The 19,763-nt window shown below is 66.9% G+C and carries 22 protein-coding genes; 13 read left to right on the top strand and 9 right to left on the bottom strand.

Going from position 1 to position 19,763, the window contains the following annotated elements; translation table 11 throughout:
* Positions 1 to 31: 31 nt before the first annotated feature.
* Complete coding sequence (locus U5760_RS12850; RefSeq protein ID WP_322012188.1) at positions 32 to 430, top strand: VOC family protein; 399 nt, start codon at positions 32 to 34, stop codon at positions 428 to 430.
* 162 nt (positions 431 to 592) lie between these two features.
* Here U5760_RS12850 and U5760_RS12845 read toward each other — a convergent pair whose 3' ends face one another.
* The gene (locus tag U5760_RS12845; RefSeq protein WP_322012187.1) at positions 593 to 1,477 is read right to left on the bottom strand and encodes a methyltransferase; all 885 of its coding nucleotides are present in this window, start codon (positions 1,475 to 1,477) and stop codon (positions 593 to 595) included.
* A 52-nt stretch (positions 1,478 to 1,529) separates the two neighbouring features.
* Entirely contained in the window at positions 1,530 to 2,096 is a 567-nt protein-coding gene (locus U5760_RS12840) for an OsmC family protein (protein WP_322012186.1), read from the bottom strand.
* A gap of 247 nt (positions 2,097 to 2,343) precedes the next feature.
* Between U5760_RS12840 and U5760_RS12835 the strand changes: the two genes are divergently transcribed.
* From U5760_RS12835 to U5760_RS12800, 8 genes are all read left to right on the top strand, one after another.
* Entirely contained in the window at positions 2,344 to 3,345 is a 1,002-nt protein-coding gene (locus U5760_RS12835) for an AraC family transcriptional regulator (protein WP_322012185.1), read from the top strand.
* 120 nt (positions 3,346 to 3,465) lie between these two features.
* Positions 3,466 to 4,032, top strand: coding sequence for a carboxymuconolactone decarboxylase family protein (locus U5760_RS12830; RefSeq protein ID WP_322012183.1), 567 nt, complete (start codon positions 3,466 to 3,468; stop codon positions 4,030 to 4,032).
* Positions 4,029 to 5,153 (top strand): acyl-CoA dehydrogenase family protein, encoded by a 1,125-nt coding sequence (locus tag U5760_RS12825; protein WP_322012182.1) that lies wholly within the window; start codon positions 4,029 to 4,031, stop codon positions 5,151 to 5,153. The genes U5760_RS12830 and U5760_RS12825 overlap by 4 nt, the downstream gene beginning before the upstream one ends.
* A complete protein-coding gene (locus tag U5760_RS12820; RefSeq protein ID WP_322012180.1) occupies positions 5,150 to 5,929 on the top strand; it encodes an ABC transporter ATP-binding protein in 780 nt (259 codons plus the stop codon). The genes U5760_RS12825 and U5760_RS12820 overlap by 4 nt, the downstream gene beginning before the upstream one ends.
* A 39-nt stretch (positions 5,930 to 5,968) precedes the next feature.
* Positions 5,969 to 7,159, top strand: a complete 1,191-nt coding sequence (locus tag U5760_RS12815) for an ABC transporter substrate-binding protein (RefSeq protein WP_322012179.1) — start codon at positions 5,969 to 5,971, stop codon at positions 7,157 to 7,159.
* Positions 7,152 to 8,000 (top strand): ABC transporter permease, encoded by an 849-nt coding sequence (locus tag U5760_RS12810; protein ID WP_415914090.1) that lies wholly within the window; start codon positions 7,152 to 7,154, stop codon positions 7,998 to 8,000. Before U5760_RS12815 ends, U5760_RS12810 begins: the two co-directional genes overlap by 8 nt.
* Positions 8,001 to 8,224: 224 nt before the next feature.
* Entirely contained in the window at positions 8,225 to 8,677 is a 453-nt protein-coding gene (locus U5760_RS12805; protein WP_322012177.1) for a cupin domain-containing protein, read from the top strand.
* A gap of 309 nt (positions 8,678 to 8,986) precedes the next feature.
* Positions 8,987 to 10,048, top strand: a complete 1,062-nt coding sequence (locus tag U5760_RS12800) for an LLM class flavin-dependent oxidoreductase (protein WP_322012176.1) — start codon at positions 8,987 to 8,989, stop codon at positions 10,046 to 10,048.
* A gap of 9 nt (positions 10,049 to 10,057) precedes the next feature.
* Here U5760_RS12800 and U5760_RS12795 read toward each other — a convergent pair whose 3' ends face one another.
* The 5 genes from U5760_RS12795 to U5760_RS12775 form a co-directional block, all read right to left on the bottom strand.
* The gene (locus U5760_RS12795; protein WP_322012175.1) at positions 10,058 to 11,269 is read right to left on the bottom strand and encodes an acyl-CoA dehydrogenase family protein; all 1,212 of its coding nucleotides are present in this window, start codon (positions 11,267 to 11,269) and stop codon (positions 10,058 to 10,060) included.
* A gap of 11 nt (positions 11,270 to 11,280) precedes the next feature.
* On the bottom strand, positions 11,281 to 12,285 hold the full coding sequence (locus U5760_RS12790; protein ID WP_322012174.1) for an NrtA/SsuA/CpmA family ABC transporter substrate-binding protein: 1,005 nt from the start codon (positions 12,283 to 12,285) through the stop codon (positions 11,281 to 11,283).
* 35 nt (positions 12,286 to 12,320) lie between these two features.
* Positions 12,321 to 12,983, bottom strand: a complete 663-nt coding sequence (locus U5760_RS12785; RefSeq protein ID WP_415914098.1) for an ABC transporter ATP-binding protein — start codon at positions 12,981 to 12,983, stop codon at positions 12,321 to 12,323.
* 83 nt (positions 12,984 to 13,066) lie between these two features.
* The gene (locus U5760_RS12780; RefSeq protein WP_322012172.1) at positions 13,067 to 13,906 is read right to left on the bottom strand and encodes an ABC transporter permease subunit; all 840 of its coding nucleotides are present in this window, start codon (positions 13,904 to 13,906) and stop codon (positions 13,067 to 13,069) included.
* 113 nt (positions 13,907 to 14,019) lie between these two features.
* Positions 14,020 to 14,268 carry a DUF2934 domain-containing protein gene (locus tag U5760_RS12775; protein WP_322012171.1) on the bottom strand — a complete coding sequence of 83 codons (249 nt, stop codon included), beginning with the start codon at positions 14,266 to 14,268 and terminating at the stop codon, positions 14,020 to 14,022.
* Between the two features lie 145 nt (positions 14,269 to 14,413).
* Here U5760_RS12775 and U5760_RS12770 point away from each other — a divergent pair, with 145 nt between their 5' ends.
* Positions 14,414 to 14,602: a hypothetical protein gene (locus U5760_RS12770; RefSeq protein WP_322012170.1), complete on the top strand. Its 189-nt coding sequence runs from the start codon at positions 14,414 to 14,416 to the stop codon at positions 14,600 to 14,602.
* A gap of 33 nt (positions 14,603 to 14,635) precedes the next feature.
* Here U5760_RS12770 and U5760_RS12765 read toward each other — a convergent pair whose 3' ends face one another.
* Positions 14,636 to 15,691, bottom strand: a complete 1,056-nt coding sequence (locus U5760_RS12765; protein ID WP_322012168.1) for a GSU2403 family nucleotidyltransferase fold protein — start codon at positions 15,689 to 15,691, stop codon at positions 14,636 to 14,638.
* Positions 15,692 to 15,816: 125 nt separating this feature from the next.
* Entirely contained in the window at positions 15,817 to 16,338 is a 522-nt protein-coding gene (locus U5760_RS12760; protein ID WP_322012167.1) for a GFA family protein, read from the bottom strand.
* A gap of 262 nt (positions 16,339 to 16,600) precedes the next feature.
* Between U5760_RS12760 and U5760_RS12755 the strand changes: the two genes are divergently transcribed.
* The 3 genes from U5760_RS12755 to U5760_RS12745 all read left to right on the top strand — a co-directional run bounded on the left by U5760_RS12755 (position 16,601) and on the right by U5760_RS12745 (position 19,577).
* Entirely contained in the window at positions 16,601 to 17,821 is a 1,221-nt protein-coding gene (locus U5760_RS12755) for an FUSC family protein (protein ID WP_322012166.1), read from the top strand.
* 144 nt (positions 17,822 to 17,965) lie between these two features.
* The gene (locus tag U5760_RS12750; protein ID WP_322012165.1) at positions 17,966 to 18,625 is read left to right on the top strand and encodes a M24 family metallopeptidase; all 660 of its coding nucleotides are present in this window, start codon (positions 17,966 to 17,968) and stop codon (positions 18,623 to 18,625) included.
* Between the two features lie 34 nt (positions 18,626 to 18,659).
* Positions 18,660 to 19,577, top strand: coding sequence for a LysR family transcriptional regulator (locus U5760_RS12745; RefSeq protein WP_322012164.1), 918 nt, complete (start codon positions 18,660 to 18,662; stop codon positions 19,575 to 19,577).
* The last annotated feature ends 186 nt before the right edge of the window (positions 19,578 to 19,763 follow it).

Here is a 19,763-nt window from a genome sequence, read left to right as displayed (position 1 = left end):
CGGCTACTGGTTCAACTACTCAAGGACAAGAATGGACTTCGTCTCCGCCCGCATTATCACCAACGACATCAAACGGCTCGTCCGCTTCTATGAAGACATCGGGCTGCAGGCGACCTGGTACACCGAGGAATTCGCCGAACTATCGACGGAGACCTGCACGCTTGCGATTGGCAGCAAGCGCACCATGGAGATGTTTGGTGCAGGCGCGGCGACACCGGAAAGCAATCGTTCGCTCATTCTCGAATTCCGGGTGCACGATGTCGACGAGACATACCGCAAGCTCGAAGCACGCCTCAAGGACGTCGTCCAGACACCGACCACCCAGCCATGGGGCAATCGCTCGCTGCTGTTTCGGGACCCGGACGGCAACCTCGTCAACTTCTTTACGCCGGTCAGCCCGGAGGCAATCCGCAAATACGAGAGGGAATGAGTCGGCGTAGCGGCAAGCTCAGCCGCATGGGCTCATCGACCGGCGCCTGTCTTGCACCTGGGGCGACCTGAAGCGCCCGTCCCCGCCTACGCGTCCTCCAGTGCGCCGGGCTTGCGCAGCGTCGCAGCTTCGTGCAGGCCGCGGGCAATCCCGACCGGGCGCTCAGCGCTTCACGAACTTCAGGGTCATGCGATCCGATTCGCCGATCGCGGCATAGCGTGCCCGGTCGGCGTCGCCGCCGGCATAGGTCGGCGGCAGCGACCAGACGCCATGCGGATAATCTTTCGTATCGCGGGGATTCGCGTTGATCTCGCTGCGCCCGGCGAGCACGAAGCCCGCCGCCTGCGCATGTTCGATCACGAAGGCCTCGGTCACGTAACCCGTATCGATCATTTGCTGCAAGGACGTGCCCGGCGAGGCGCGATGCTCCTCCACGCCAAGCTCGCCGCCAGGCTTCAGTGCCCGATAGAACGCGCGCAGATTCGCATCGAGCTGGCCGTCCTTGATCCAGTTGTGGATATTGCGGAACGTAAGCACGTGATCGAAGCGCCCGTCCGCATCGAAGCCCGAGAACGTGCCCGCCTGCAACGTGCCGACCACGACGTTGCCGTAAATGGCCGGCGCAGCGGCGAGTTTGTGGCGATAGGCAATGTCGGTCGCGCGCTCTTCGGCATCGGGCGCACCGGTCGGGCCGAGATACTCGGCTTCGTACAGGTGGCCCGAGTCGTGCAGCCAGGGCGCAAGAATATCCGTGTACCAGCCGCCGCCCGGCGCGATCTCCAGCACCGTTTGAGTGGGCGCGAGATCGAAGAATTGCAGGGTTTGTTCCGGATGACGATAGACATCGCGCGCCCTCGCCGGCTGGCTGCGCTGCGGACCGTCGATCGCGGCATCGAGCGAAGCTGCGGCCGCGGACGAGACCTGCGGCGCCGACTGCGTCGGCGCAGTGCAGCCGGCAACCGTAAGCGCGATCAGCGCCGCGGCGACATAAAGGGCGCGCGGCCGCGCCGGATTGGCCCGCGTGCGCCGGCGGTCGATGGGATTCATGGGCAAGACTTCTCCGGTTCTTGTGTTATCGCTCGACGGCCGGTTCCGCAGATCAAGCCGCCGTGACCGCGGCCACGTCGTCGCGCGTTTCGGGCACAGTATGGCGCAACTCGCCCTCGACGGTCTGCGGCTCTTTGAGCAGGTTGAAGATCGGACACACGGCCTCGACGGCTTCGTGCAGCGCGCGGATCGTCTCCGGCGACTCCGGCGAAACAATATCGAGCGTATAGCGAATATTGTGCGGGAAAATCGGAATGTGCTCGAAGCCCGGCTGCTGCGCGAGCGGGTGCTGCTCGCCGGTCACTTCAACTTCGATCGCATCGATGGCGAGCCCGCGCTCCGCCGCCTGAATCAACGTGATGTGCGTGAGGCAGCTGCCCAGCACGCCCAGCTGCAATTCGGGCGAAGCCGGCCCCAGGTTGTAGCCGGCGAAGTCGGGCGGACTGTCGCTGATCACCTGAAAGTCGCGAATGCGGATTTCGCGCACGCCGCTGCGGCCGAGCGCCCGCACGTTCGCCTTGAGCGGCGTGGCCTTGAGGTCGGGGTTCGCGCGAGCGGCTTCCTTCTTCGCGAGCCAGGCGGCGCGCTTGTGCGTGAGGTATTCGTTCAGTGTGGTCATGGTCCGATATCCTTCGTGGGCCGGCGCGGCACGCCGGACTGCCGTCGGCCATTGTCGAGCGCGGCGCGGGGTGGAGCGAACCAATTTGTTCAGCTATTCAAATCTCGCGCGCAGGCGCAAACCCGTTCGCCAAGGCGCACCTTATACGTGAACACGTATAAGCATCCAACGATAAATTGCTTGCGTCGCGCGAGCCACCGATTAAGGTAAGAAGCTCGCCACACCTGTCATCCGTCCTGGTCCACTCATGCCGTCCCACGTCGATAAGGTTGCCGACTGGCTGCTCGACAGCCTCGAACTGAAGAGCACCACGTTTCACGTCGGCCGGTACTGCGGAACGTGGCAAGCCTCCACGTCCGGCCATCAGCGTGCAAGCTTTCACGTCGTCCTGCAGGGCCGGTGCTGGCTTCATCTGCCCGCGCAGGCCGGGAGCCCCGCGCGCAGCGTGGCGCTTTCCGCGGGCGACGCGGTGTTCCTGCTCGCCGACCTGCCGCACTGCCTGTCGCCCGACCCGCAACCGCCCGCGCCCGGCCACGAAAGCGCGCGCGTGGGCGCGATGGTCCCGCTCGATGCCGGCGATCCGGCCGAGGGCGTCGGTCTCGCGTGCGGCTTCTTCGAATTTCGCTCCGCGCTCGACGGCCTGCTGCTGGGCCTGTTGCCCGACCACGTCGTCGCGCGGCACGATCATCCGGCGCAAGGCGCGGCGCGCACGCTGTTCGACCTGATCCTTGCCGAAGCGCGGCGCGACACGCACGCGCCGTCGCCGATGATTGCGCGTCTCACCGGCCTGTTGTTCGTCTATGCCCTGCGCGCGCTCGACCAGCCCGAAGACCTCGCGCCCTCGTTCTGGTCCTTGTTGCGCCGCCCCGAGTTCGCACCGCTCGTCGCCGCCATCATCGAAACGCCCGCGGACCGCTGGACGACCGAACGGATGGCCGACTTCGTCCACATGTCGCGTTCGCGCTTTTGCAAACAGTTCGTCGAACTTTCGGGGCAGCCGCCCGCGCAGTTCGTGACCCTCGTGCGCATGAAACTGGCCGCGGCCATGCTGCGCTCGGGCGCCACCCTGCCCGATGCCGCCGACCGCGTGGGCTACCAGTCCGAGTCCGCATTCGCGCAGGCGTTCAAGCGCGTGACCGGCGTGCAGCCGGGCGCCTGGCGCCGCGCACGCGAAGCGGGCCACGACGGGGACGATCGCGCGAGGCACCACGCCGCCCGCCACGCGACGGGCGTCACCACAGCGCTATAGGCACCGGTCCGCGCGAGACAAATCCGCAGAATTCGCGGACGCCGCCGCATTGTTCCGTTTCCGGTCTTCACCCACAATCGGGGTGTCCCTTTCGTGATCCCGCGAGGATGTGAGAACCCCATGAGCCGTCTACCGCTGCATACCCCCGAGAGTGCCCCCGCCGCGAGCCGCCCCTACCTCGAACGTTCGCAGGCCGCGAATGGCTTCCTGCCGAACCTCGTCGCGTCGCTGGCCAACGCCCCCACCGCACTCGAAACCTATCTGACCGTCGGCGAAATCAACGGCCGCAGCGGCCTCACGCTCGCCGAGCGCGAAACGGTGCAGATCACGGCGGCGGCCATCCACGGCTGCGGTTTCTGCGTCGCCGGCCATACGGCCGTCGCGCTCAAGAAAGCGCAACTCGAAGAGCCGCTCGTCGAAGCGATCCGCGAGCAGCACACGGTGCCGGACGCACGCCTGAACGCCGTGGCCGTGTTCACGCGCGAGGTGATCGCGACGCGCGGCGCCGTGTCCGACGCCGCGCTTGCCGCTTTCCGCGAAGCCGGCTTCAGCGAGGCGAATGCGCTGGAAGTCGTGCTGGGCGTGAGCCTCGCCACGCTGTGCAACTTCGCCAACAACCTCGCGCAGAACGAGCTGAATCCGCAACTGGCGCCGTGGCGCTGGGAAGCCGGCGCGCGCGCCGCATGAACGCCGCGACGACGGGCGCGCCGGCAATCGCGCCCGAGGCCGGATTCGCCGTATGGCTCGACGAGAACGCGGAAGCCATCGACACCTCCCCGCAGCCCGCCGCCGCGGTGCTGCCGCAACTCGGCCGCGCGGGCCTCCTGCGCGTAGGCGTGCCCGCCGCGCTCGGCGGAGCGGGCGGCACGACGGTGGACGCCGTCGAGTCCATCGCCGCCGTCGCCCGCCATTCGCTCGCCGCCGCGTTCGTGTTCTGGGGCCAGCGCGCCTTCATCGAGTACCTGCTGCAAAGCGAGAACGAGGCGTTGCGCACGCGCTGGCTGCCGCCGCTGCTGGCCGGCGAGCACGCGGGCGCGACGGGACTCTCGAACGCGATGAAGTACCTCTCGGCCATCGAGCCGCTGCAGATGAACGCGCGGCCGCTCGACGGCACGCCCACGCGCTTCGCACTGAACGGTGCGCTCCCGTGGATCACGAACCTGCGACGCGAAGGCTTCGTGGTCGCGGCGGCATTCGATCGCAGTGACGGTGCGCCGCCTGCGATCTTCGCGGTGCCTCACGACGCACCCGGCGTTCGGCGCAGCGACGATCTCGACCTGATCGCGCTGCGTGCGAGCAATACGGCAGCGCTCGAGCTGGAAAACGTCGTGCTCGACGACGGCTGGCTGATTGCCGCCGATGCCCGCGCCTTCCTCGTGCGCGCGCGGCCCGCTTTTCTCGGCCTGCAATGCGGCATGTCGATCGGGCTCGCGCGCCGCGCCCTCGAAGCCGTGCGCGCGAGCAGCCCCGCCGTGCGTGCCGCGCTCGAAGACGACGCGACATCCGCCGCCCAGCGGCTCGACGTGCTGACCCGGCGCCTCTACGACGGCATGACGAGCGGCGCGTTCGTCGCGGCCCCCGCGGCGTCGTTCGAGGTGCGCATCGGGCTGGCCGAGGTGGTGGCGGACGCCGTCCAGCTCGAAGTGCAGGCCTGCGGCGGACGCGGCTACCTGCGCACGAGCGGCGCCGAGGCAAACAGCGGCGTGGCGCGCCGGGCACGCGAAGCGGCCTTCGTGCCCATCGTCACACCAAGCCTCGTGCAATTGAAAAACCAGCTCGCCGCACACCGGCGCAGCAACGCCGCATGAGCGCCCCGCACGTCGCGTTGCGCGGGCTCGCCCTGCGTTATGGCGAGCGCACGGTGCTCGACGGCGTCGATCTGGACGTTGCGCCCGGCGAGCTGGTCTCGATCCTCGGCGCGAGCGGCTCGGGCAAGTCCACGCTGCTGCGCATCGTCGCCGGCCTGCAGAAACCCGATGCCGGCACGGTGACGGTGGAAGGCACGCCGCTCGCCGGCCCGCGCCCCGACATCGCGCTTGCGTTCCAGGATCCGTGTCTGCTGCCCTGGCTCTCCGTCGAGCGCAACGTCGCGTTCGGCCTCGGTTTTACGCGTCAGCCGAGGCTGGCGCGCAGCGAGCGCGCGCGCCGCGTGGCTCAGGCGCTGGCGGCAGTGGGTCTCGCGCACGCGGGCGGACTCGCACCGCGTCAACTGTCCGGCGGCATGGCGCAGCGCGTGGCGCTGGCACGCTGCCTCGCGCGCGCGCCGCGCACGCTCCTGCTCGACGAGCCGTTCGGCGCGCTCGACGAAGTGACGCGCGCCGACATGCAGCGCCTGCTCGTGGGCATCGTGCGCGACACCCGCGCCGCCACGCTGCTGGTCACGCACGACATCGACGAGGCGTTGCTGGTCTCCGACCGCATCGTGCTGCTCGGCCGCGACGGCCGTCTGGCGATGCAGCTCGCGGTGAACGTAAGCGCACCGCGCGAAGCGCAGATCGAAACACTCGGCCGGCTGCGCGTGCTGCTCGTGGAAGCGCTGCATGCGTCGATGGCGCGCGCGCCCACCACCACCGCCTGCGCGTGACTGCCCCGACTCCCTCATAACAACCGGAACCCCCACCGCATGTGCCAGCTTCCGATGACGCGCCGCGAATGGCTCAAGCTCGCCTCGCTCTTCACCCTCGCGGGCGCCGCGCCGCTCCTTGGCGCACGCACGGCGCGCGCCGCGAGCGAACCCGATGCGCCGGTTCGCATCGGCTATCTGCCGATCACCGACGCCACGCCGCTGCTCGTTGCCCACAACAACGGCTACTTCCAGGAAGCAGGCCTCGCCGTCGAAAAACCAACGCTGCTGCGTAGCTGGGCCCAGGTGGTGGAGGCCTTTCTCTCGGGCCAGGTGAACGTCGTGCACCTGCTTTCGCCGATGACGATCTGGGCGCGCTACGGCAGCCAGGCGCCGGCGAAAATCGTGGCGTGGAACCACGTAAACGGATCGGCGCTGACCGTCGCCCCCGAGATCGGCACGCTGGCCGACCTGGGCGGCAAGTCCGTCGCCGTGCCGTTCTGGTATTCGATTCACAACGTCGTCGTGCAGGACATGCTGCGCGCGCAGGGCCTCGCGCCAGTGCTCAAGAAAGACAGCGCGCTGAAGCCGAACGAGGTCCACCTCGTCGTGATGGCGCCCGCCGACATGCCGCCCGCGCTCGCGTCGAAGCAGATCGCGGGTTATATCGTCGCGGAACCGTTCAACGCCGCGGCCGAAGCGCTGAACGTGGGCAAGGTGCTGCGATTCACCGGCGACGTGTGGCGCAATCACGCCTGCTGCGTCGTGTTCATGCACGAGCAGGATCTGAACGAGCGGCCCGCGTGGTCGCAGAAGGTGGTCGATGCAATCGTGAAAGCGCAGGCCTGGACGCGCGCGCACCCGCAGGAAACCGCGCAACTGCTTTCGAAGAGCGGCGAGAACCACTACACGCCGCATGCGGCAGCGCTGCTCGGCCGTGTGCTGGCGCCGCCGCCCTCCGACGAAGCGCGCTACCTGGGCGACCGCGCGATCCTTCATGCCGACTGGCACGAAAAGCGCATCGACTTCCAGCCCTACCCCTATCCTGAGTACACCGAAGCACTTGTCCAGCGCCTCAAGACCACCCAGGTGGAGGGCAATGCACGCTTTCTCGATGCCCTCGATCCGGCGTTCGTCGCGCGCGACCTCGTGGACGACCGCTTCGTCAAGAAGAGCATCGAGGCGGCCGGAGGGATGAAGACCTTCGGCCTCTCCGAAAGCTACGCCCGCACGGAGACGATCGTTGTCTAGCGTACCTGCCCGGCCCTCGCCGTCCACACAAACGCAGCGCGAGACCGTCACGCCGTCCGGCCGCACCGCCGGCACGCGCGGCTGGCTCGGGCGCGTCGTGCTCGGCGCAGGCGGACTCGCGGCCGTTGTCGCACTCTGGTGGCTCGGCGTGGCGCTGCTCGCGCGCCACAACGCGCTGGCGGCCCAGTTTTCGCCGCTTGCCGCGGTGGCCACGCTGCCCACGCTCGTCACCGAAGACGGGCTCTTCGTCCATGTCGCGGCCAGCCTGCGCCGGATCGGCGTGGGGCTCGCCTGCGCGCTGCTGGTGGGCGTGCCGCTCGGCTTCGCGATCGGCCGCGTCAAAGCCGTCGAAACGGCGCTCTCTCCCGCACTGCAATTCCTGCGCATGATCTCGCCGCTTTCCTGGATGCCGGTGGCGGTGATGGCGCTCGGCATCGGCGACCGGCCCGTGTACTTCCTGCTGGCCTTCGCGGCCGTATGGCCGGTCGTGATGAGCACCGCGGCCGGTGTGCAGCAGATCGACCGGCGCTGGGTGCAACTGGGCGAGAGTCTTGCGGCCACGCGCCTCGAAATGCTCTGGCATGTGTACGTGCCGGGCATTGCCGCGCACGTGCTGACCGGCGTGCGGCTGGCCGTCGGCGTGCTGTGGATCGTGCTCGTGCCGGCGGAGATGCTGGGCGTGAGTTCGGGGCTCGGCTATCTGATTCTCGATACGCGCGACCGGCTGGCCTACTCCGAACTGATGGCGGTCGTTCTGGTGATCGGCGCGCTGGGGTTCCTGCTCGATAGCGTGGCGCGGCTCGTTTATCGGCGCTTCGCGGGTGGCGCAAGCGCGGATTGAAGCTTTTGCCCGGGCGGACTCCGCGCCTACCGTCGCCGCCTCGCCGCCACGCCCGGCACGTTCCAGCGGGCAAACACTGACTTGAACTCTCGATGTCCCGCGAACGCTCGTTCGCGATGGCGGCAGTCATGGAATATTCGGCGCTTGCAGACGTTATCGCCAGTGGGCGCGCGCCAGCGCAGGCACACGTGCGACGCCCGTCACCTTACCCAAGGAGATAACGCATGGAAGTCGATTCCCCGTCCGCCGACGCTCCGACCTGCCGCGTGGTCCGGCCGGGCGACCGCTACGCCGGCAAACAGGAACTGCTCTACGAGGTCGGCGTCTCGGCTGCGACCTGTGGAGCGCAGGGTATCCACCTGCAGCTCGCGACGATTCCGCCGCGCGCCAGCGCTGTCGCCCACAAGCACGCGACGCACGAGACCGCGATCTACATCCTCAGCGGCAGCTCGGGCATGTGGTACGGCGAAGGCCTCGCGCAGCACCTGGCGGTGCGCGCGGGAGAGTTTCTTTACATTCCCGCGAACATGCCGCATCTGCCCTACAACGCGAGCGAGACCGAGAACTGCGTGGCCGTGATCGCGCGCACCGATCCGAACGAGCAGGAGAGCGTGACACTGCTGCCGCACCTCGACGTCGTGCGCCCGGGCTCCCCGGTGGACTGGCCGCACGATTGATTCGGCGCGATTGATTCAGCGAGATTGACGCGAGGCGACGCCCCGTTGCTTCGCATTGCCGGACATGCTTTTGCGCGATCTGGCCAGTCCGGCCGGATTCAACCCGGCTGCCGGGTCATTGGACTGAGCCTCATGGTTCCGGGGTTTTCCATGGTATCCATCGTATACCTGGCGTCAATCAGGCAGGAAAACTGAGGAACGCCGGCGTAGATACCACGCACGGGAATTTCCATATGACGAGAAATTGGAAAGCAGGGTCTCGCGCGGCGTTAGCATGAGCACCCTCGTCTCCTCCCCAGTATCGACGCAATGGCAGCCACCTTTCCGCGCTTCGGCGTTTGGGCACTCGTGCACGGCAGTCGCGCAGCCCTTCAGGACCCCGAAGAACCGTATGACGCCTCGTGGGCGCGGAACAAGTCGCTGGTGCTCGAAGCCGAGCGACTAGGCTACGATTCGGTGCTCGTCGCGCAACATACGATCAATCCGCACGATCCCGCGCTGGACCAGCTCGAAGCATGGACGGCCTCGGCGGCACTCGCCGCGCTGACTTCGCGCATCGAGATCATCGCCGCCATCAAGCCTTACCTCTATCATCCGGTCGTGCTCGCGAAGATGGCGCAGCAGATCGAGCACATCAGCGGGGGCCGCTTCGCGATCAATCTCGTGAATGCATGGAATCGCCCCGAGCTGGAACGCGCGGGCATTGGCTTTCCCGAGCACGACGCGCGCTACGCCTATGGCCGCGAATGGATCGAGGTGGTCGATGCGCTGCTGCGCGGCCAGGCCGTCGATCACGACGGCGACAACTTTCACCTCGAAGGCTATCAGCTGCGGCCCGCGGACCCGTTTCGCGCGCGTCCGCGCATCTATGTGGGCGGCGAGTCGGAACCGGCGCGCGCGCTCGTTGCCGCGCACGGCGATGTCTGGTTCATCAACGGGCAACCGCACGACGACGTTGCAAGCCTGATCGCGGATGTTTCTGCCCGGGCACGCCCTGCCGGACAAGAGCCCTTGCGTTTCGGCCTATCCGCGTTCGTGATCGCACGCGAGACGCAGGCGCAGGCCGAAGCCCATCTGGCGCATCTCTTTGCACTCGCCGAACTCGACAAGCCGCTGCGCGAGAGGCAGAAGCTCAACATCGACCCCAACGTGGTGATGATCCAGACCTTCGCGCAATCGCCGCGCGTGGGATCGAACGGCGGCACGGCGGCCGGTCTGGTGGGCGACTATGACACAGTGGCACAGCGCATCGCTGCGTTTCACCGCAGCGGCATCGAACTCTTCATGCTGCAGTTCCAGCCTTTCGAAGCCGATATGCGCCGTTTTGCCGAAGAAGTCGTGCCGCGCGTTCGCCGCCTGCTGGCGGCTTGAAACGCGCGCTCAGAAAAACGCCCCGGTGGGCGGAAGCTGCCCGTTCAGCAGATTCTGGCCCAGCAGGCTTTCCTTGTAGAGCCGTGGATTGTGCGAGGCGATGACCTTGATGTTGCGCCAGTGCCGGTCCAGCGCACGCGCGCGCGAGACCACCGAGCCCGAGCCGAGGTCGATCAGCCAGTTCGCGATCTGAGGCGCGAGGTCGTCGATCACGACCTTCGCCTCGGCTGCCGCGAGCGTCGCCGCAAGCGTGCTCTCGTACTCTTCGGCGCTGCCGTAGCGATCGGAGGCGCGCTGCAAGGCGCCAATGGCACGGTCCGCAGTGGCCTCCACGCTCGCGGCATATGCCCGGATACGGCCCAGCAGCGATTGCAGCGCGGGCTCGTCTGCGGGATGTTCGGCCACGCCGTGATAGAAGTTGCGCCCGCGCGTGCGCAGCACCTCCACGGCGTCGATCGCCACGCGCCGCACGATGCCGGCAATGCAGTTGGTCAGATAGACCTGGTGAAACGTGTAGCGCCACGGGGCAGCTTCGCCGGATCGCGGGACATCGAGCGGATACACGTTGGCCGCGCTCACCTTCACGCCGCGAAACTTCGCCGTCCCCGAGCCGGTGGCTCGCTGGCCGAATCCCTGCCAGTCGTCTTCGTTGCCCACGCCGTCGCTGCGCTCGAACAGATATTGCACGGTCCGCTCTTCCCGGCTTTCGACGGCGACGCCGACGAACGCATCGTTATAGAGGTTGCCCGTCGCATAGACCTTTTCGCCGGAGCCAACGTAGGTCCGCCCTGCCTCGTCCCATTCGAGCCGGCTCAGCACCTTGCCGGGTCGCGCGCCGGCCGCCACCGCGTCGCTTTTCGCAAAGCTCAGGCCGATCGTCTTGTGCCGTGCCGTCAATGCCAGGACGTGCGCATGAAAAGGATGTTCGCGGTGCCTGAGCGCCGCTTCGACCTGCCACAGATGGTTGCGAAAGGCATGGGCGATGTTCGAGTCGGCCGTGGCCACGTCGCGGGCCACGGTGAACAGTTCCGTCAACGACACACCACGGCCGCCCGCATCGGCGGCGAGACGCAGCGCGCCGAACCCCTGCGCCTTCAGTTGTGCGATCTCGTCGTACGGCAACCGTCCGGTCAGTTCGCGCTCGGCCGCCGTCGAAGCGATCGCTTCGAGTCTCCCCGAAAAACCGAGCGCCGAAGACAAGGGCGAGTATTGCGCAGTCATCGCCGACCTCCTCAAACCTTCACGCTATAGTCGGCAACGTTGATCCGCGCGTTGATGATCTTGCGTTGTGCGAGCCAGTCCGCGGCGCGCTGGAATTGCGCCATGAACGCCGCGTCGTCGGGTTCGTGGAACTGGTTGACGCGCTTGAGGCTGGTCAGGTAGTCGCGCACCTCGTCCGGATAGTGCGCTTCCTTCTGCACCAGCAGTTCCGATTCGGCGGGATGCGACGACTGCCAGGCGCCGTCGGCGTAATAGGCGTCGAGCACCGCCCGCACCAGTTCGGAGTTGTCTTCCGTGAATTTCCGGCGTGTCACGAGCGAGCTGTAGTCGATCAGGAAGTCGAGGTCGCGCCCTTCGTTGAAGATGTCCTTCGCATTGTTCGAGAAACGCGCGATGTCCACGGCGGGCGACCACATCGACCAGGCATCGACCACGCCCTGCGCAAAGGCCGGCGCCGCGTCGGGCGGATTCAGATAGACGAACTGGACCTTGTCGCGATCGATGTGGTGCTTTTCCAGCGCCGCGATGAGCAGGAACTCGCCCAGCCCGGAGCGGTTGACGGCCACCTTGCGGCCCACCAGATCGGCAACCGAATTGATGCCGCTCGACTTCTTCACGATGATCGCCGTCGAGCGCGGCGAGTAGATGTCGAACCCGGTGAAGACGAGCGGCGAGCCGGCCAGCATGGCGGCAAGGGCCGGTGTCGTCGATCCCCAGAAGCCGAAATCGGCGCTGCCGCCCACCACGGCCTGGAGGGACGGCGCATGATTCGGAAACGGTCCGACCCATTCCACCTTGATGTTCTTCGCAGCAAGCGTTTTCTCGAATACGCCGCGTTGTTTGGCGATGTCCGGCAGGGCGCCGTAGCCCCAGCCTACCCGCACGGTATCGGTATTGCGGATGAGCTTGCGCGGCTCGGCAGCGCGCGCGGGAAGCAGGCTGCCTGCGGCGATGCCGGCAAGCAGACCGCCCGCCGCGCGCAACAGCCGGCGGCGGGTCAGCGAAGATTCGTTCATTCTTATGCAGTCCTTGGGATAGTGCAGAAAGGCAGTCAGTGCGACTGAACGCCCAGTTCCTCGAGCAGGGTGAGCCGCAGCGCTTGCGGTGCGTGCTTCTTCGGTTCGAAGGCGGCGGCAATGCGCCCGGCGCGCATGACGAGAATCCGGTCGGCCAGCGTGAGCGCTTCGTCCACGTCGTGCGTGACGATCAGCACGCCCGGCTGATGGCGCGCCACGAGTTCGCGCACGAGGCCATGCATCTTGATGCGTGTGAGCGCATCGAGTGCCGCGAAGGGTTCGTCGAGCAGCAAGAGCGCGGGATCGCGGACGAGCGCCCGCGCGAGGGCCACGCGCTGTGCCTGGCCGCCCGAGAGATTGCGGGGCCAGTCGTCCTCGCGGCCGGCGAGCCCCACTTCGGCGAGCGCGCCCGACGCGCCCGCACGGCCCACGCGGGTTTCATAACCCAGCGCGACGTTCTCCCACAGCGTCGCCCACGGCAGCAGCCGATGCTCCTGAAAGACCACGGAAGGCCGCGCGGGTGCGAGGATCTCGCCCGCATCGGGTTGATCGAGCCCGGCCAGCGCGCGCAGCAAGGTGGTCTTTCCGCAGCCGCTCTCGCCCAGCAGCGCGACGAATTCGCCTTTGTGTATGTCGAGGTCCAGGGCATCGATGACGACACGCTCGCCATAACGGCGGCGCAGGCCGCGCACCGACACAGCGAGCCCTGGCGCACCGTGACGATCCGCGCTGCGTGGCGCGTGGTCGAGATCCGAACCCGGCTGCAGGGCAATCGTCGCGCTCACCGTTGTGCTCCTTTGGCATAGTTGGCGTGCCACGACAACAGGCGCGTCTCCAGCAGGCGCACCAGTGCGTCCGCCACCACGCCGATGATCGCGTAGATGACGATCGTCAGCACGATAACGTTGGTCTGGAGGAATTCGCGGGCATCCATCGCAAGAAACCCGATCCCTTTGGTGGTAGCCAGCGTTTCGGCGATCACCAGTGCGAGCCACGCATGCGCGAGGGCGTAACGCACGCCCGTGAGAATCGACGGCATGGCGCCGGGCAAGACGATGCGCCTCACCGTCGCGGGCCAGCTCATGCCGATCACCCGGGCGAGCTCCGTCAGCTTCGGATCGATCTGGCGAATACCGAGCACGGTATTGATATAGATGGGAAACAGGACCGCGAGCGCGACCAGAAAGATCTTTGCCGCTTCGCCCACGCCGAACCAGACGATGACGAGCGGCAGCATGGCCAGAAAAGGAACGGCGCGCACCATCTGGATGGGCCGGTCGACGAGTGCCTGCGCGAGCGGCGAGAACCCCACCGCGACGCCCAGCACGAGCCCGATCGTTCCGCCGATGACGAAGCCAGCGGCCGCCCGGAGGAGCGAAACGCCAAGGTGTACGAACAAATCGCCGGTCCTGGCCAGATTCCACGCGGTCTCGATCACGCTGCTCGGTGCGGGAAGCACCTGCGGGGTAATCAGGCCGGCGCGTGCCGCCGCTTCCCAGAGCACCAGGACGACGGCTGGGACGGCCCAGGAAATCCACCTGTACAGCACGGCTTTCGGAACATCACCGCGCGTGCGTTTCGAAGCGACATAGCTGCTGCGGGGAGAAATGACATCAGCCATGCCGATTCTCTGAAAGCAAAACGCCCATTAAAACCGGTCACTTTCGCGAAGACAAACGGTTTTTTGTGCTTTGCTTTTCAGGTTCTGCGCATTCGCGGCGATGCACTTGACGCTCATCGACGCCGGCGCTCTCTCGCCGTCTCCGTGGCGGGGACATCGTCGCCCTCGTCCAGCGGCACACCGGCCGAGCGATGCTTGTCGGATTGTGCGGAGGCCAGTTCCGGTTCGTCCGGGCCGCTCTCGGCGTCGATCTGCGCCTCGGCGCGGCCCCAGTATTCATCTGCACGGCCCTCGGGCGAGCCGTCGTCCTGCCAGAGGCGATACGCGCGCTCCCTGATGCGGTCTTCCCTGCTCTGATCCATTTGACTCTCCTGGTTTGCTGGGTGAATGCCGACCCTTGCGGCCTGACCGCACGCCGCGTACCCGGAGCGAATCATCCGGCTCGCTTTCCCTTGCCAAGAGAGTAATTGATATCTATGACGATACCCTCAGCGGAACGCCCTCGCCATGAGACGCAAACTCGCCCTGCTCGCCTTCAGCCTCTCAGTCCTGTTGCCGCACGTTGCCCTCGCGCAGATCATGCTGGTCGGCATCGAAGACGGGGGCCAGCTCGTGGACACGCATGCCGATATTGCGCTGCCGGAGCCGCCGGCATCGATGCGAGTCGGCTCGCAGCAGGTAACCGGCGACCAATAAGCCCAACAGTCGATGCGCTGCGGCCCCAGCCGCTTATCGCCCCGCCCCCACCCCGCTCTCGAACTCGTCGAGCGCGCCTTCGTGCGCGTGAAGCACGCGCCGCACCTCGGGCAACGCGCGGCGCACCAGCGAGCGCGCCGAAGCCGGCAAGTCGGCACAGGCCGCTTCGATATCGCCGCTGCGATGTTCGCCCAGCATCGCGAGCAGCACGCACGCCTGCTGCACGTCCTTCTGCGACTTGAGCAGCATGTTCGTGCGCAGCCGCGAGACCAGGATCTTGTGAATCGCGAAACGCGCCGGATCGGGAACGCGCACGGACACGGCGCCGTGGCGCGAAATCAGCGTGCCCATGTGCGACTGACCGAGCAGATAGGCGAGATACGGCAGCCCGGTGGCATGCGCGCCGAGTTCGGGCACGGCCACCGTGGGAAACGCGTTGTCTTCCGAAGGCACGAGCAGATCGACGTGAAAGCGTGTCTTGCCCGCCTGCTTGAAGGAAGTCGAAGGCTCGCGCTTGTTGAACGGCGGCACGGGCACGAAGTCGATGCCCGTCTCTTTCAGGATGTCGAGCAGGCCGCCCGAGGGCACGTTTTGCAGCGCCAGTTGGCGCCCGCGCGCGATATCGACATCGTCGGTCTGGTAGGCGATCGCCTTGATGCCGAGGCTGTTGAGCAGCACGGCGTAGGCGTGCGAGCCGACCAGCACGGCCCCCGCCTGGAACAGTCCATGATTGTAGAGAACACCCATGGTGGCGTAGGTCTTGTTGTCGGCCACCTGGAAACCCAGCTTCGCGAGTTCGCGGATGCGGCCGACGAGATCCTTGCCCTGATCGATGCGCGCCTGCATGCTCTCCACACGCGCGTCTACCTCGGGATCGCCCTCGGGGCCGCCCAGGTTCTCCTGCTGCCGCTTGCCTTCGGCGTCCATGAACTGCCGCGCGTAGTAGATCGCATTGCCGCGCCTGTGCTCGATGATCGTCCCCGGTGCGCCCACCAGCACGCGGTCCTGCGCAGCCGCCGCCTGCTCGATGTTCGAGAACTGGACGCAGTACGCCTGCTCGTGCTGCTGATAGAGGGGGAAGCCTTCCATGGTCCGGCCGTTTTCAGTAATTTCTTGAATTTTACTGAAAAACGACCGCCTCGGGACCGCGCAGGTGGAAATTTCAGTAATTTATAAAAAATTACTGAAATACCCCGGATGCGACCGCGTGCGCTCTAGTGGCCATTTCGCTGCGAAACCCGCCACGCTTCGATACGCGGCAGCAGCGCCTCGCGCCGCGCGAGGCTTTCCCGCGGCCAGTACTGCTCGCGGTCGTAATACTCCGGCACGGCGGGCATCGTTTCGGGCAGCACCACCCACGGCTGCTTCGAGGCCGTAAAAATATGAATGTCCGGGGGCAGCCGGTCGGGATCGTCGAGCGTGCCGACGCGGATGAACGAGAGCACTGGCCCCGCGCCCGCGTAGTGGCTCCAGAGCGCCACCGAACAGGTCGGGCAGCGGGCAATCCGCTGCCCCCGCCCGCTCTGCGACGGGGTATCGACGAGCACCGGCGCGCCGGCCAGCCGCTCGACGCGGTCGCTCTCGATCATCGCATTGAGCGCAAACGACGCGCCGGTCTCGCGCTGGCACCAGCGGCAATGGCAGCAATGCACGAAGAGCGGCGCAGACAGCAGGCGATAGCGCACGAACCGGCAATCGCAGCCGCCTTCGATGGGATAGTCAGTCGCATTCGTCACGAAAAGTCTCCCTGCCAGCCCGGCATTGGGATATTCCCGTAATTTTGTTCGGCTATCATTCGGGAAAACCCTGCCCACGATTCGCGCGCCCTTACCCTGGCGCGCCCCGCCGGGCCGGGTGTCAAGCCTCGCCAGACGCACGCCTCGCCGGAGATCCCGGCCGGGACGCGCGCGCGGCGTCCATTCAATGCCGGGCCGTCATGCCCGGTTTTCGGCGCAAGGCCACAAGCCGGGTCGCCGATCTGTACGGATCGCATCGAAGATGATTGCCGCCGCCTGTTCCCGCGTGCTCGACCGCGCGCTCGCCCAGGACCCCGAATTCTCGCGTCTGCGCAATGCGGGCCGCTCGACACTCGCCTGCCTCGTCACCGCCACGCTCGACGTGTGGTGGACGCTCCAGCACCATCAGGACATCACCCTCGCCGCGCCCGGCACGCTGTTCGCCATGATCGCGCCGCTCTTTCTGCGCGAAAGCCGTCTGTCGAGCTGGCTCGTTTCGCTGTTCCTGCTCTACTGCTGCGCCTGCGCATCGTTTGCCGCGTCGGCGCTGATCGCGTCGCAGCCGGAGCTGCGCTATGCGGGACTGCTGCTGGTGGTGTTCGTCGGCATGCTCTGCCAGCCGCTCGGACCGCGTGCAGTAGGCAGCGCGCTGCTTGCGCTGGTGGCGTTCTACCTGGGTCTTTACCTGCACCCTTCGCATGAAAAACTGCTGGCGATGCTGGGTGTGATGGCGAGCGCACCGCTCGTGGTAGCCGTCGTGGGACGCGTCGTCCTGCCGATGGCGCCGCGCGATGGGGAATGGCGCGCGTTCGCGCGGGCGCTCTACCATGGCGCGTCGAGCGCGAGAACCCGCGCCGGCGCCGCCGCGCGCGGGGCCGGCCGCCTTTGCGCGAGGCTGCGTTTGCCCCGGCTGGCCGACGTCGCCACACTCACCCGCGGACATCGGCACCTCGCCTGGCGAACGGCCGCCCTGGCGACGATCTCTGCCTTGCTGGCCATGCTGGCGGGAAGCGAATTGTCGGAAGACCGTTCGATGTGGGCGGTCATCAGCACGTTCGTGGTGTTCCTCGGCACCCACTCGCGCGAAGACACGCTTGCGCGCGTGGCCAAACGGCTCGCGGGCACGCTGGCGGGCGCGGCGGTCAGCGCGCTTCTCGTGATCGCGTTCCCGCACGCGGCCGGCGTCCTCATCGCGGCCATGGCGCTATCGGTGTTCGGGTGGGCCTATTTCATTCTTCACGCCTATGCGCGCGGCGTGTTCTTCATCACGATGCTCGTGGGCCTCGTGTATGGGCAACTGGGCTTCGCGATCGTGCCGCTCGCGAAGCTGCGCATCGAGGAAGTAGTGGCGGGCTGCCTCATTTCGGTGGCGGTGGCCGTGTTGCTGATGCCGTCCGCGGCCGCGCGGGCGGCAAAGGCGCAGGCAGAGGAAAACGCCGGGCTTGCGGTAGTTGAGGTTGAAGCAAACCTGGCCGCCGACTAAAGCTACGCCAGCAGCCGGATCAACGATCGACCGGCTCCGCTTTGCCTTCCGTGCTGCGCTGCTCGTCGCAGGCGAGCATGGCAACCGATCGAAGTATACGAGAGAATATATCGATAAAACAAATCCCCACTGGAGGACGACGCGGTGAACAGCCATTCGAAGCAGGCGGTGGGCGAGCACTTCTCGCTCGCCGCCATGGAGCATGCGCGGGCCATGACCTGGAAAGCGGTCGAGCAGATTGCGCAAGCCGTGCGGCCCGGCATGCGCGAGTCCGAAGCCAGCCTGCAGGGCAAGGCAATCCTGGAGACGCTGGGCATGGACCGTATCTGGCACCCGGTGCTGGTCCGCTTCGGCGAAAACACGCTGCGTACCTTCAAGGAGCGTTCCGCGGGCGACCCCGTGCTCGGCGACGACGACATCTTCTTCGTCGATCTGGGCGTGGTCTGGGGCGGCCACGAGGGCGACGCCGGCGCAACCTTCGTCACAGGGAGCGATCCGGCGATGCACGATTGCGCACGCGCCGCCAAGACCGTGTTCGACGAAGTGGAAGCCCACTGGCGCGCCACCGGATGCAGCGGCATCGCGCTCTACGACTACGCGGCCGAACGGGCCGAGGCGCATGGCTGGCGCCTGAACGTCGATATCAAGGGCCATCGCGTGAGCGACTTTCCCCACGCGATCTACAAGGCCGGCAACCTGGGCGACTTCGACGCGGCGCCCGCGGCAGGACTGTGGATCCTCGAAATCCAGATCGCCCACCCTACGCGGCCCTTCGGCGCGTTCTACGAGGACCTGCTCGCGTAGATGCGTTCGCGCATCGGCCCGGCGTGCGCCCGCGATGTTCATTCGCCAACTCAGCTATCTGGTCACGCTCGCACGCGAGCAGCATTTCGCGCGCGCGGCCGAGGTCTGCAACGTCTCGCAGCCGGCGCTTTCGTCGGCCATCCGCAATCTGGAGAACGAGCTCGGCCTCGTGATCGTGCGGCGCGGCAGGCGCTTTCTCGGCTTTACCGAAGAAGGCGAGCGCGTGCTGGGCTGGGCGCGCCAGACGCTCGCGACGCTCGAACACATGCGTCAGGATGCATCCGCGGCGCGCGTGCGCCTGAGCGGCACGCTCAGGATCGGCGTGATTCCCACCACGCTGCCCGTGGTGAGCCTGCTGGTGGCGAGTTGCCGCGCCGAGCACGCCGATATCCGCTTTTCGCTGCGCTCGCTCAGTTCGAACGACATCCTGCGCCAGCTCGACGACTTCGAGCTCGACATCGGCTTCACCTATCTCGACCACGACGTGCAGGCCGGCTTCGCGGTCTCGCCGCTCTATCGCGAGCGCTATATCCTGATGTCGCCCGCCGGCAGCGGCGAAGGCGCCTGTACCGGCATCGACCGCTGGGCCGATCTGGGCGGCCTGCAGCTCTGCCTGCTCAATGCGTCGATGCAGAACCGCCAGGTCATCAACGCGGCGTTCCGGCGCGCGGGCGTGCAGCCCACCGTGGTTGCAGAGGCCGACTCGCTGCTCACGCTGCTCTCCACCGTGCAGCACGTGCAGGTGCACAGCGTGCTGCCGCATAGCCTGCTTGGCAGCGTGCATGGCCAGGGACCGTTCGCGGCCACCTTGCTCAAGCCCGAACTCACGCGCGAGATCGGCCTCATCACGCGCAATGCGCCGGTGATGCCGCCGCTCGTTTCGGCGCTGTGGGAAGCGGCGCAGCGCCTCGATCTGCAGGGCCGTTTCGACGCCCTGCTCTGCGCGCCCTGAAACGCCGACGCACGGTGCGCCGCGCCCTCATTTGCGCGTGTTGATAAGCGGCAGTTATCAGCCGATCCCTCCAAACGATTGGACCCGACCCCGCGTCATCGACAACACTCTGGCCATCGATCCTTCGCGTACCGAACGATCGTAGCAAGGGCAGAATGGCGCCGCTGTGCAGCGCCGGTCCGCCCC

Origin of the sequence: Paraburkholderia sp. J12 (genome assembly GCF_905220215.1) — a bacterium.
In the GTDB taxonomy this organism is placed as follows: domain Bacteria; phylum Pseudomonadota; class Gammaproteobacteria; order Burkholderiales; family Burkholderiaceae; genus Paraburkholderia.
The sequence above is the reverse complement of the archived record's forward strand: the minus strand, read 5'-3'. Positions and strand labels throughout refer to the sequence as shown.